The sequence below is a fragment of the Stenotrophomonas sp. SMYL11 genome (assembly GCF_036320005.1).
GTDB lineage: Bacteria > Pseudomonadota > Gammaproteobacteria > Xanthomonadales > Xanthomonadaceae > Stenotrophomonas > Stenotrophomonas maltophilia_A.
In genome coordinates this window covers 628,361-641,728 of record NZ_JAWIRS010000001.1, presented here as the reverse complement: position 1 = coordinate 641,728, position 13,368 = coordinate 628,361, and the positions used below count along the sequence as shown (strand labels likewise).

The following is a 13,368-nucleotide window of genomic DNA, read 5'->3' as shown; positions in this document are numbered from 1 at the left end:
TCTACGATTCCGCCGCTGCTGCCCTTCGACGCCGCCCTTCGGCGTCCAGCGTGCCCAAGGAATCCGCCCCCCATGCCGTCCCGCGCTCCGCTCCGCCGCAATCTGCTGGCCCTGCTGGTCTGTGCTTCGCTGCCGTCGCTTGCCGCCGCTGAAACCGCCCCCGCCCCCGACACGCAGTCGGCCACCACCCTTGACTCGATCTCGGTGATCGGCCGCGGCGAAGCGCGCCAGGTGCAGCGCGTGACCGCCGAGGACATGAAGGTGCTGCCGCCGGGTGCCAATCCGCTGAAGCTGCTTGCAACCAAACCGGGTGTGCATTTCGAATCGGCCGATGCCACCGGCGCCTACGAATGGTCCACCACCATCAGCCTGCGTGGCTTCAACCAGAACCGCCTGGGCTACACCCTTGATGGTATCCCGTTGGGCAACATGGCCTATGGCAACAGCAACGGCCTGCACATCAGCCGTGCGGTGATCAGCGAGAACCTGGGCGGTGCGGAGGTCTCCACCGGCATTGGCGCACTCGGTACACCGTCCACCAGCAACCTTGGCGGCGTGTTCCAGTTCTACTCGATCGATCCGTCCACCGAATACGGCGTGGTTCTGGCACAGGGCTTTGGCAGCGACAACGCGCGCCGCAGCTATGCGCGCCTCGATAGCGGCGATCACCAGGGCTTTGCGGCCTACCTGTCCGGCGCATACTCGGAAGGTGACAAGTGGAAGGGCAAGGGCTCGCAGGAGCTGAAGCAGTTCAACGGCAAGGCCACCTACAACTTCGGAACGGACAGCAGGATCACCGCGCTGTTCAATGCCTCGCGCCGCGTCGAGGCCGATTACCAGGATCTGTCGCTGGAGATGATCGATCGCCTCGGCTGGGACTGGGACAACTACGCGCCGGACTGGGATCGCGCCGTCGCCGCCGCACGCGGCAGATTCAGCGGCGGTGTCAACAGCCCGTGGGACGCGTATTACTCCGGTCACGGCCTGCGCAATGACGACCTATCCAGCATTGCCGGCGATTTCGGCCTGAACGAGTCGATGCGCTTGAAGGCCAACGTCTACAACCACAGCAACCGTGGCCAGGGTCATTGGTTCAGCCCGTCCAATCCGTCGAACCCGGGTACCAGCCGCGAGATTCCGATCTCGATCCGCACCACCGAGTACGCGATCGACCGTACCGGCGTGACCTCGGCGTTCACCTGGAACGTCGGTGGCCACGAACTGGAAGCCGGCCTCTGGTACGAGGACAACGGCCACAGCGTGCAGCGCAACTTCTACTACATCGACGGCCCGATCACCGACGACTTCTTCCTGCGCAACCCGGACCAGCGCGTGTGGCACCAGCGCTACACCACCATCACCCGCCAGTTCTACGTGCAGGACCGCTTCCGCCTGTTCGACGACCGCCTGACCATCGACATCGGTGCGAAGTCGCCGCACACCCGCACCAGTGTGCACACGCCGCTGGGCAGCTACGCCAACAACAGCAGCCTGACCTCGAAGAAGGGCCTGCTGCCGCAGGCAGGCTTCAACTTCAAGCTCAACGAAGGCAACGAGATCTTCGGTTCGTTCGCCAAGAACATCGCCGCCTATGCGCTGGGCGTGGGTAGCCCGTTCAATGTGCCGCAGGCCGCCTTCGATGCCAGCGCGAAGAACCTGAAGCCGGAACAGTCTCGCACCATCGAGCTGGGTTGGCGTGGCTACGGCCGCGGCTATGAAGCCTCGGTGGCGGTGTACGACGTCAAGTTCGACAACCGCCTGCTGGCCATCGCGCAGTGCGTGGGCATCCTCGGTTGCCCGGCGCTGTTCTCCAACGTCGGTTCGGTGACCAGCCGCGGCGCCGAGGCGACCCTGCAGCTGAAGCCGATGCAGGACCTGATCTGGTCCAATGCGCTGTCCTGGAATGACAGCACCTACGACAACGACTACGTGAACAACGGCGTGGTGCCGACCCGCGGCAAGACGACCGTCGACACCCCGGAATGGATGTTCGCCAGCACCCTGGCGTGGACCTCGGGCCCGTGGGACCTGCGCCTGGCCGCCAACCATGTCGGCAAGCGCTATGTGACCTATACCAACGATGTGTCGGTGCCGAGCTACTGGCTGGTCAACGCCTCGGCGGCCTATGACTTCGGCAAGCTCGGCCCGGCGCAGAACCTGACCGTAGCGCTGAACCTGACCAACGTGACCGACAAGCGCTACCTGTCCTCGATCAACACCAACGGTACCTACGCCGCCGACCCGACCCGCAGCCTGGCGACCATGCAGGTCGGTGCGCCGCGCCAGGTGATGGCCACCGCTACCGTGCGTTTCTGATGCGCGGGCCTGTCGATCCGGAAAACCGTCGTCGCCTGCTGCGCATGGCGTGGCAGGGCACGGGGGCGGCGATCGCACTGGCGGCGATGCCGGGGCTGGCCACGGCTGGCCCACGGCCGCGGCTGGGGCGTGATCCCTTCACCCTCGGTGTCGCCGCCGGTGATCCGGATCCGCAGGGCGCGGTGTTGTGGACGCGGCTGGCCCCGGACCCGCTCAACGGCGGCGGCATGCCATCGCGGGCGGTGCCGGTGCGCTGGTTCGTGGCCGAAGACCCGGGCATGCGCCGGCTGGTGCAGCGCGGCGTTGCTGCCGCGGTGCCCGAGCTGGCCCACTCGGTGCATGTGGAAGTCAACGGCCTGCGCCCGGGCCGTAACTACTACTATCGTTTCGCCTGCGACGGCGATGAGGAAAGCGCGGTCGGCCACTTCCGCACCGCGCCACTGCCCGGCACGCAGCTGCAGCAGCTGCGGCTGGCGCTGTGTACCTGCCAGGCCTGGAACAGTGGCTACTACCCGGTGCTGCGCGATATCGCGCAGAGCGATGTCGACCTGGTGCTGCATGCCGGTGACTACCTGTACGAGTACAGCCCGCTGCAGAACGCGCGTGGCCGCACGCTGGATGCCGAGCGCTTCAGCGGCGAGACCGTCAGCCTGGAGCGCTGCCGCGACCAGTACGCGCTGTACAAACTCGATCCCGACCTGCAGGCCGCGCACGCCGCACACGCGTTTGCGGTGATCTGGGACGACCACGAGGTGCAGAACGACTACTCCGGCGTCCACTCGGAAAAGCCCGGCGTATCGACCGAAGATTTCATCGTGCGTCGTGCGGCAGCTTATCGCGCGTTCTACGAACACCTGCCGATGCGCAGTACGCCCGCGGGCAATGGCGGCCTGCGCGTGCATCGGCGCCTGCGTTACGGCGATCTGGCACATCTGACCCTGCTCGATTGCCGCCAGTTCCGCCCGGCTAATCCCTGTGGCGTGGGCGAGTCGCCACGCTGTGATGCTGCACTGGATCCACGCATGAGCATGCTGGGCGTGGGCCAGGAAGCCTGGTTCGCGCAGTCGATGGCGGCCGCGCAGGGCACGCGCTGGAACGTGGTGGTGCAGCAGTTGCTGATGGCGCAGCTGCGGCTGGACGGCGGCACGCCACGCGAGCGCTTCTGGAATGACGCCTGGGATGGCTATCCCGCCGCACGCAACCGGTTGCTGCAGGCGATGCAGGCGGGCGGGCAGGGCAATGCCATCGTGCTGGGCGGTGACTGGCATTCCTCTTTCGTCAACGATCTGAAGCTGGATTTCGACGTGGCCAGTGCGCCGGTCGTGGCCACCGAATTCATCGCCCCGGCGATCAGCAGTGGTGGCGACGACACGCCGTACGGGCCGTACTACGGGCCGTCGATTCCGCAGAATCCGCATATCCGCTATTTCGACGGTGACCGCCGTGGCTGGTGGAAGCTGCAGCTGAACCGGCAGACCGTGGACGCCGAGCTGCGCTTCGCCGACAGCGTGCTGCGCCCGGAAGCGGCGGTGCGTACAGCGGCGCGTTTCCAGGTGACCCATGGCCGCCCGGGCGCAGTCCCGGTGTAAATTCCTGCGGTAGTGCCGGCCGCTGGCCGGCAACCTCCTGAATCTCCGGTTTCCCCACAATCGGTTTCATCGCCCCCAGCCCGGGTTTCGTCGCAAACCGTTTGCGGGCGGCCAGAGCGGGGCGCCAAGGTGTCCGCAGGCGGCAAGTTGCCGCCCCAAGGAGACCGTGATGAAGACCCTGTTCGCGCTCGGTGTGTGGTGCCTGCTGTTCGTGATGTGCTGGCCGCTGGCGATCCTCGCCCTGATCGCCTGGCCGTTCGTGTGGCTGCTGAGCCTGCCATTCCGCCTGGTCGGCATCACCTTCTCGGCCCTGTTCGCGTTCCTGCACGCGCTGTTCATGCTGCCGGCGCGCCTGCTCGGTGGCCGAGCGGTGGCTGCATGAGGACGGTGCTGCTGGTGGGTCTGGTCTTGTTGTCAGGCTCGGTGCTGGCCGCACCTCCGGCGCCACCGTCGGCCTGGCTGGAGCGCCAGCAGGCAGCCGGTGCTGACGAGGCGAACGCTGCAGCGGTCTCTGCGCCGAAAGCCAAGGAGCGCTGCAGGGTGGTGAAGGAATGGAAGGTCGGCGAGACGGTGGTGCAGCACAGGGTCTGTGAGGATCCACCGAAGAAGCCTGCTGGAAATGTGTAGCGCCGAGCGGATGCTCGGCTCTATATGATAAAGGCCAATAGAAAACCCCGCCGAGGCGGGGTTTTCTATTGGCAGAGGTGTGCCGACCAACGGTCGGCACCCACCCGGATGCAGATCAGTTCGCCTTGTGGATGGCGCGCTTGCTGACCGCCATCGCCGCGTCGTGGATCACTTCCGACAGCGACGGGTGGGCGTGGCAGATACGGGCCAGGTCATCAGCCGAACCGCTGAACTCCATGGTCAGCACGCCTTCGTGCACCAGCTCGGACACGTTGGCGCCGACCAGGTGCATGCCGAGGATGCGATCGGTTTCGGCATGGGCCAGGATCTTCACGAAGCCCGCCGGCTCGATCATCGCCACGGCACGGCCGTTGGCGGCGAACGGGAAGCTGCCGGCCTTGTACGGAATGCCTTCGGCCTTCAGCTGGGCTTCGGTCTTGCCGACCCACGCCAGTTCCGGCTCGGTGTAGATGACCCACGGGATGGTGTCGAAGTTGACGTGGCCCGGCAGGCCGGCGATCAGCTCAGCCACCGCGATGCCTTCCTCGAAGCCCTTGTGCGCGAGCATCGGGCCGCGCACGCAGTCGCCGACCGCCCACACGCCGTTGACGCCGGTGTGGCAGTGCGCGTCGACTTCGATCTGGCCGCGCTCGTTGATCTTGACGCCGGTGCCTTCGGCCAGCAGGCCCTTGGTCGCGGCGCGACGGCCAACGGCCACCAGCAGCTTGTCCACGGTCAGGGTCTTTTCGCCTTCGCTGTCGGTATAGGTGACAACGACTTCCTTCTTCTTGCCCTTGCCGGTGATCTCGGTCTTGGAGACCTTGGCGCCGAGGCGGATGTCCAGGCCCTGCTTCTTGAATTCCTTGGCAGCGGTCTTGGCCACTTCGGCGTCGGCCACGGCCAGGAACTCCGGCAGTGCTTCCAGGATGGTGACTTCAGCGCCCAGGCGCTTCCACACGCTGCCCAGTTCCAGGCCGATCACGCCGGCGCCGATCACGGCCAGGCGGTTCGGCACTTCGGTGAAGTCCAGGCCGCCGACGTTGTCGACGATGGTCTCGCCGTCGAACTTGGCGAACGGCAGTTCGATCGAATCCGAACCGGCCGCGATGATGACGTTGGTGCCCTTCAGCTCGACGATGGAACCGTCATGCTGGGTGACCTTGACCACGTTGCCCGGCTGCAGTTCGCCGAAGCCGTAGTAGGCGGCGACCTTGTTGGCCTTGAACAGCATGCCGATGCCGCCGGTGAACTGCTTGACGATCTTGTCCTTGCGGCCAACCATCGCCTCGACGTCGATCTTGGCATCCTTGAAGCTGATGCCGTGGTCGCCAAAGATGTGGCCCATGTTCCAGAACTGGCGCGAGGAATCCAGCAGCGCCTTGGACGGGATGCAGCCCACGCGCAGGCAGGTGCCGCCGAGGGCCGGCTTGCCGTCCTTGCCCAGCGCTGCGTCGATGCAGGCGGTCTTCAGGCCCAGCTGGGCCGCGCGGATGGCAGCGTGGTAACCGGCCGGGCCGGCACCGATGACGACGACGTCGAATTGTTCAGCCATTGAATTATTCCTTGATGCATTACCAGAACCCCTCCGCGCAGGCGCGGAGGGGCGGGAGGTGTCTTACAGGCCGAACAGCATGCGGCCCGGGTTTTCCAGCTGGTTCTTGATGTCCACCAGGAACTGCACCGAATCCTTGCCGTCGATGATGCGGTGGTCGTACGACAGCGCCAGGTACATCATCGGCGCGATCACGACCTGGCCGTTCTGGGCGATCGGACGCTCCTTGATGGCGTGCATGCCCAGGATGGCGCTCTGCGGCGGGTTGATGATCGGGGTCGACAGCAGCGAACCGAAGGTGCCGCCGTTGGTCACGGTGAAGGTGCCGCCCTGCAGTTCCTCCAGGCTCAGCTTGCCGTCACGGGCCTTCTTGGCGTAGTCGGCGATGGTCTTCTCGATGTCGGCGAACGACATGCGCTCGACGTTGCGCAGCACCGGCGTGACCAGGCCCTTCTCGGTCGAGACGGCGATCGAGATGTCCGAGTAGCCGTGGTAGATGATGTCGTCGCCGTCGATCGAGGCGTTGACCAGCGGGAAGCGCTGCAGGGCATTGGCAGCGGCCTTCACGAAGAAGCTCATAAAGCCCAGCTTGATGCCGTGTGCCTTGACGAACTCGTCCTGCAGGTCCTTGCGCGCAGCCGAGACCTTGGACAGGTCGACTTCGTTGAAGGTGGTCAGCATGGCGGTGGAGTTCTTCGACTCCATCAGGCGCTCGGCGATGCGCTTGCGGATGCGGGTCATCGGCACACGCTCTTCCGGACGTGCGCCACCGGCCTTGCCGGCGCCGCCGTTGCGGGCGAAGTTGACGATGTCTTCCTTGGTCACCGCGCCGCGGCGGCCGGTGCCGTCGACGTCGGCCGGGTTCACGCCTTCGGTGATGGCGGTGAAGCGGGCGCCCGGCGGCAGGGTGTCGGCGGCCGACTTGGCAGCCGGGGCCGGAGCAGCAGCGGCGGCCGGAGCGGCAGCGGCCGGAGCGGCCTCGGCCTTCTTCTCTTCAGCGGCCGGGGCCGGGGCAGCAGCCACGGCGCCTTCTTCGATGATCGCCACGACCTGGCTGGAGGTCACGGTGTCGCCTTCCTTGAACTTGATCTCCTTGAGCACGCCGTCGACCGGCGACGGCACTTCCAGGACGACCTTGTCGGTTTCCAGGTCAAGCAGGTTTTCGTCGCGCTTGACGGCGTCGCCCACCTTCTTGTGCCAGGTGGCGATGGTGCCGTCGGCGACGGATTCGGGCAGTACCGGGGCTTTGACTTCGGTGGCCATTGCGGGAGCTTCCTGGTTTGTCTTCTAAATAGGGGGAGGATTATTCAGCGAACGTGTCGTTGAACGGGTTGACCAGTGCGTCGGCAACCAGCTGCTGCTGTTCGCGGACGTGGTCAGCCATGTGACCGGCAGCCGGCGAAGCCGAACGTGCGCGACCGGCGTAGTGCAGGTTCTGGCCATCGGCCAGGCAGAACTGCAGGTGGTGGCGGATCTGGTACCACGCACCCTGGTTCTGCGGTTCTTCCTGCGTCCACACCACGTCGGTGGCCTTGCCGTACTTCTTCAGTTCGGCAGCCAGCAGCGCACGCGGGAACGGGTACAGCTGCTCCACGCGGATGATCGCCACGTCGTCCTGGCCACGCTTGGTCTGGTCTTCCAGCAGGTCGTAGTAAACCTTGCCCGAGCACAGCACCACGCGCTTGACCTTCTTGGCGTCCGCATTGGCGTCGCCGATCAGGTGCTGGAACTCGCCGTTGGCCAGTTCGTCCAGGGTCGACACGGCCAGCTTGTGGCGCAGCAGCGACTTCGGCGACATCACCACCAGCGGCTTGCGGGTGGTCAGGTGCTGCTGGCGACGCAGCATGTGGAAGGCCTGCGCCGGGGTGGACGGAACCACGACCAGCATGTTCTCCAGCGCGCACAGCTGCAGGAAGCGCTCCAGGCGCGCCGAGCTGTGTTCCGGGCCCTGACCTTCATAGCCGTGCGGCAGCAGCAGGGTCAGGCCGGAAATGCGGCCCCACTTGGCTTCACCGGCGGCGATGAACTGGTCGATGACGACCTGGGCGCCGTTGGCGAAGTCGCCGAACTGGCCTTCCCAGATGCACAGCGTGTTCGGATCGGTGGTGGAGAAGCCGTACTCGTAGGCCATCACCGCTTCTTCGCTCAGCAGCGAATCGATGACGGTGGCCTTCTCCGGCGAATCCACCAGCTGCCGCAGCGGCATGTAGTAGTTGTCGGTCTTCTGGTCGTGCAGGATCGCGTGGCGGTGGGTGAACGTACCGCGGCCCACGTCCTGGCCGACCAGGCGCAGTGCATTGCCTTCGTCGAGCAGGGTGGCGTAGGCCAGGTTCTCGGCAAAGCCCCAGTCGCCCGGGATCTCGCCGGCGGCCATCTTGCGGCGGTCGTCGTAGACCTTGGCCACGCGCGAGTGCAGCTGCACTTCGTCCGGGATGGTGTTGATCAGCTTGGCCAGCTCGACCAGCTTGTTCTTCTCGACCTTGGTCGAGACCGGGTCGGACAGCTTGCCTTCCAGCAGCTTCGGCCAATCGACGAACAGCGGGCTGCTCGGCGGGGTCTTCTCGACCTTGGCCAGCTCGGTGGTCACTTCACCGGCATCCAGCTTCTCGCGGTACGCATCGACCATCGCCTTGCCGGCACCGGCGGCGATCACGCCCGCCTTTTCCAGCTGCTCGGCGTACATCTCGCGGGTGGTGGCATGCTTGCGGATCACCTGGTACATCAGCGGCTGGGTGATCGCCGGTTCGTCGGCCTCGTTGTGGCCCCAACGGCGGTAGCACATCAGGTCGATGACCACGTCCTTGGCGAACTTCTGGCGGAACTCGAAGGCCAGCTGCGCGGCGAACACAACGGCTTCCGGATCATCGCCGTTCACGTGCAGCACCGGGGCGGCGATCATCTTCGCCACGTCGGTGGCATAGCGCGTGGAACGCGTATCCAGCGGGTTGGAGGTGGTGAAGCCGACCTGGTTGTTGACCACGATGTGCACGGTGCCGCCGACGGCGAAGCCGCGGGCCTGCGACATCTGGAACAGTTCCATGACCACGCCCTGGCCGGAGAAGGCCGCGTCGCCGTGGATCAGGATGGGCATGACCTGCTTGCGTGCGGTGTCCTTGCGGCGCTCCTGGCGCGAACGCACGGAACCGGCCACGACCGGGTCGGCGATTTCCAGGTGCGACGGGTTGAACGCCAGCGCCAGGTGAACCGGGCCGCCGTCGGTGGCGACGTCGGCGGAGAAGCCCATGTGGTACTTCACGTCACCGGCCGAGGCGTGCTCGTCGTGCTCGAACTTGCCTTCGAATTCGTCGAACAGCTTGCGCGGGTTCTTGCCCAGGGTGTTGACCAGCACGTTCAGGCGGCCGCGGTGGGCCATGCCGATCACCACGTCCTTGACGCCATCCTTGCCGGCGCTGCGGATGATGGTGTCCATCATCGGGATCAGCGAGTCGCCGCCTTCCAGCGAGAAGCGCTTCTGGCCGACGTACTTGGTGTGCAGGTAGCGCTCCAGGCCTTCAGCCGCAGTCAGGCGCTCCAGGGTGCGGCGCTGGGTATCAGCATCCAGCTGGTAGTTGCCACCGGCCAGTTCGAGCTTCTTGTAGATCCACTGGCGCTGCTCGACCTCGGAGATGTGCATGAACTCCGCACCGATCGAGCCGGTGTAGGTCGCCTTCAGGCGTGCCAGCAGGTCACGCAGCTTCATGCGCGGCTGGCCGCCCACGCCACCGGTGCTGAACTCAGTGTTGAGGTCGCCATCGGACAGGCTGTGGAACGGCAGGCCCAGGTCCGGGGTGTTGACCGGTGCGGCCAGGCCCAGCGGATCGAGGCGGGCGTCCAGGTGGCCGCGCGAACGGTAGGCAGTGATCAGACGACCGACATTGCGCTCGCGCTCGTCGCCTGCACCGTTACCGGTACCGGCCTTCAGCGCATCCTTGGCCGCGTCCGCAATGTGGGAGATGACGGCCGAGTGCGGAATGTCACCTGCTTCACGGCCCTTGAAGCCGTCGAAGTAGGTTTTCCATTTGGGATCGACACTATCCGGGGAGACCAGGTACTGCTCGTACAGGTCCTCGACATAGGAGGCGTTGCCGCCGGCGAGTTGCGAAGATTGCGCAAACTGCTTCAGTTGATTGTCCACGATGGAGGGTGTTGATTCGCTTTGTGGGGTATGGCTTCAGAAGGACCCGGCAGGAAGATGAATAGCCCTGCGCGGGCGCGTTCAAACAGCCAAATTGTACCCCCAACCGGACACGAAGGGGCACCGCCAGAGGTATCCCGCGTCCCCCGGTGCCGGTTCCAGACAGGTTGAGTCCGCTGTGCGCGCTCAGATGCCGAGCGCGCGCAGTTCGCTGCAATCGCGCGAACGGTCCCAGACGCGCTGCAATTGCTGCTCGAACGGCTGCGAACGTGCTGGCAGCGCGATGCCGGCTTCGCCGTCGAGGCGATGGCCGATCGGACGAAAGTAGAAGTCGCCGGCATCGTTGAGCAGGCAGGCCGAGGCCAGCGCACGGTCGACCGGGTCGGTGACCTCGCGGAACTGGATCACGCTGGGCAGGCGCTGGGCCAGCGCCAGCAGCGGCGCCGCGCTGGAGGCGATCGCGGCGGCGTCGTGCACGATCACCCGCAGCTGCTTGTCGTGGCGGGCGGTGACGAAGCGGCGCAGGGCGGCCTGTACCGGGGGCGCATCGAGCAGCCCGGGGTCCAGCTGGCGGCTGTGCAGCCACAGCTGGCGACGGGCGCGGTGGATGATGGCCGTGGTGATGGCCATTGCCTCGGCGCGGCTGTCGATGGCGCTGGCCGCGCCCAGCCGGCGGCGCATCTGCTGGTGGCCGATGCCGGCCTCCTCGAACACCTCGCCTTCGGGCAGGAAACCCTGGCGGGCATAGAAGTCACGGGCGGGCAGCTGGGCGTGCAGATGCAGCTCGGCCAGGCCGAGCCGGCGCCCGGCCTCGACCAATGCCTCCAGCAGGGCTTCGCCAACCCCGCGGCTGCGATGGCTGGCCAGCACGGCCATGCGGCCGATGCGGCCATCCGGGGCCAGCCGGCCCGTGCCGACCGGCTGGTTGTCACTGTCCAGCGCCAGCACATGGGCACTGACCGGGTCCAGCGCATCGCGTTCCAGTTCGGCGGCGATACCCTGTTCCTGCACGAACACGCGTTGGCGCACCTCGTGGATCGCAACGTGGGCATCGGCGTGGCTGACCTGCTGGACCCGGATCATGGTGGCGACTCAGGCTCGGCCAGCACCACTGTCGTCTTCCTCGTCGTCCTCGAAGTTGACGATGACCTCGATGCCGTCGTCGTGCACGGTCACGGAGTGGACATTGTCGGACACCGCGTCAGCGTCGATCGCATCCACGCGGTCACGGCCTTCGACGACTTCGCCGAGCACCACGGCGTCCTCACCGTCATCCTCTTCTTCGGCGTCATGAATCTCGTTCGGGTCGATCAGCTGGAACACACCGCCGACCAGCAGCTGCTGGACCACGGCACGGCCCTTGTCGGACAGGCCGCGATAGGCGGCGGCGTCCAGCTGTTCGGTGCCAGCCAGGCGCTGCGCGTCCTTCACCGGCAGCGCGAAGTCCTGGCCGCTGACGTACAGGCTGGCGCCGCGCTTGGCCCGGCGCCAGGCCAGGCGTGCCCACGGGTGGCGCTGCAGCAGCAGGCCCGAGGCCAGGGCCTGGACCACTTCTTCCTGTGCCGGTGCGGCCTGGTGGGCAATCACTTCGCCGGCCGCGCGGTAGGTGGTGATGAAGCGGCCAAACCAGTCACCCAGCTTGTCCGGGTCGTTCATGCGGATTGCGTTGAGCGCGGTGATCACCCGCGCCATCGCCACCGTGTCGATTTCGTTCGGGTCGGACGGCACCTTCAGGTCGGCGTCCTGGTAGCGGATGTTCTCGTCGGCATCGGCGATCAGGGTGTCCAGGTAGTCGCTGATCAGCTCGGCCGAAGACGGCGCGCGCATGCCGAACGAGAAGGTCAGGCACGGGTCTTCGGCCACGCCGTGGTGGGGTACATTCGGCGGCAGGTACAGCATGTCGCCCGGCGCCAGCACCCAGTCGTGGGTCGGCTTGAACACCTTCAGCAGCTTCAGTTCCACGTCCGGGCGGAAGCCCAGCGGCGGCTGCTTGCCCTTGATCGATTCGCTGGCATCGATCTGCCAGCGGCGGTGGCCATGGGCCTGCAGCAGGAACACGTCGTACTGGTCGACGTGGGCGCCGACCGAGCCGCCGGTGGCGGCGAAGCTGATCATCACGTCATCCATGCGCCAGCGCGGCAGGAAACTGAAATGCTCGATCAGGGCGCGCACGTCCGGGTCCCACTTGTCCACGTCCTGCACCAGCAGGGTCCAGTCGTGGTCGGGCAGGGCGGGGAACACGTCTTCCTGGAATGGACCGGTGCGCACGCGCCAGCCGTCCTGGGTCTTGTCGTGCTCGATCAGGCGCGCCAGCACGCCTTCCTCGCAGGCCAGCCCGGCCAGGTCTTCCGGCTGCACCGGGGTCTGGAAGTTGGGGAAGGCGTTGCGGATCAGCAGCGGGCGTTTCTGCCAGAAGTCGCGCAGGAAGGTGGCCGGCGCCATGCCCAGCGGCTGGCCGGGGCGGGCGGCAACTTCGATGAGGGGGGGGGAGGACTTGCGGGCGGCCATGGGGGAGATCCTTGCAGCGGAAAGCGGGAGGGGCGGCGCGGCGGGCCGCCTGAGATCTCCATTGTCCGCCGTTCGTGGGAATTGCGCACGTGCGCGGGATTGTCGCGGGGTTCCGGCCAACGGCGGAGCCCCTCGTGGCGGGTGGGTGGGTAGAGTCGACTGTTAGTCGACTGGGCTGCTGAGTTGGGGCCGGCCGGGTGGGGTGGGGGGGGCCCCCCGGGACCCCGGCCCGGGGGGGGGGGGGGCCCCCCCCCCCCGCCCCCCGCGCCCCCCCCCCCCGCCCGGCCCCTGACAGTTTCCTGCGCGGCCCGCCACGGAATGGAAGAAGAAAATCAAAGGCAACAGCGGGTCGCGCGCTGCGCTTGCTCGGCTTTACAAAAGACCCTCAAACAAAGAGGGACGCGGCGAAGCCGCGTCCCTCTTTCAAATTCCGTCCCGATAACCCAATGCTCTTCGATCCGTCACCGGGAATCTGTCAGAGGTGGGGCGCGTTGGGTTCGCGGGGGTATCCGCGCCATGGATGGCGCGGCTAAGCCTCCACGGACGGATTCACGGCGTCCCCCGCGCAACCCCCCCCCCCCCCCCCCCCCGCCCCGCACCCACACCCCCGGTGTGGGTGGGGGTGTGAGGTGGCGGTGGGG

At 66.6% G+C, this 13,368-nt stretch carries 9 protein-coding genes; 4 read left to right on the top strand and 5 right to left on the bottom strand.

The genetic code is table 11. From position 1 onward, the window contains the following. The first annotated feature begins 72 nt into the window (after nt 1-72). From V3B46_RS02960 to V3B46_RS02945, 4 genes are all read left to right on the top strand, one after another. The gene (locus V3B46_RS02960) at nt 73-2,316 is read left to right on the top strand and encodes a TonB-dependent receptor family protein (RefSeq protein WP_329891093.1); all 2,244 of its coding nucleotides are present in this window, start codon (nt 73-75) and stop codon (nt 2,314-2,316) included. Continuing rightward, on the top strand, nt 2,316-3,905 hold the full coding sequence (locus V3B46_RS02955) for an alkaline phosphatase D family protein (protein WP_329891092.1): 1,590 nt from the start codon (nt 2,316-2,318) through the stop codon (nt 3,903-3,905). The genes V3B46_RS02960 and V3B46_RS02955 overlap by 1 nt, the downstream gene beginning before the upstream one ends. Nucleotides 3,906-4,074: 169 nt before the next feature. Next, a complete protein-coding gene (locus tag V3B46_RS02950) occupies nt 4,075-4,287 on the top strand; it encodes a hypothetical protein (protein WP_329891091.1) in 213 nt (70 codons plus the stop codon). After that, entirely contained in the window at nt 4,284-4,532 is a 249-nt protein-coding gene (locus V3B46_RS02945) for a hypothetical protein (protein ID WP_154264001.1), read from the top strand. The genes V3B46_RS02950 and V3B46_RS02945 overlap by 4 nt, the downstream gene beginning before the upstream one ends. A gap of 115 nt (nt 4,533-4,647) precedes the next feature. On the opposite strand, the gene lpdA is transcribed toward V3B46_RS02945, so the two are convergent. The 5 genes from lpdA to V3B46_RS02920 form a co-directional block, all read right to left on the bottom strand. Next, nucleotides 4,648-6,084, bottom strand: a complete 1,437-nt coding sequence (gene lpdA, locus V3B46_RS02940) for a dihydrolipoyl dehydrogenase (protein WP_008264626.1) — start codon at nt 6,082-6,084, stop codon at nt 4,648-4,650. Nucleotides 6,085-6,147: 63 nt separating this feature from the next. Next, entirely contained in the window at nt 6,148-7,347 is a 1,200-nt protein-coding gene (sucB, locus tag V3B46_RS02935; RefSeq protein ID WP_154352940.1) for a dihydrolipoyllysine-residue succinyltransferase, read from the bottom strand. Nucleotides 7,348-7,387: 40 nt separating this feature from the next. Continuing rightward, complete coding sequence (locus V3B46_RS02930; RefSeq protein WP_329891090.1) at nt 7,388-10,219, bottom strand: 2-oxoglutarate dehydrogenase E1 component; 2,832 nt, start codon at nt 10,217-10,219, stop codon at nt 7,388-7,390. 186 nt (nt 10,220-10,405) lie between these two features. After that, complete coding sequence (locus tag V3B46_RS02925; protein WP_329891089.1) at nt 10,406-11,302, bottom strand: GNAT family N-acetyltransferase; 897 nt, start codon at nt 11,300-11,302, stop codon at nt 10,406-10,408. A 9-nt stretch (nt 11,303-11,311) separates the two neighbouring features. Continuing rightward, the gene (locus tag V3B46_RS02920) at nt 11,312-12,727 is read right to left on the bottom strand and encodes a ribosomal protein uL16 3-hydroxylase (protein ID WP_329891088.1); all 1,416 of its coding nucleotides are present in this window, start codon (nt 12,725-12,727) and stop codon (nt 11,312-11,314) included. Nucleotides 12,728-13,368: the final 641 nt, after the last annotated feature.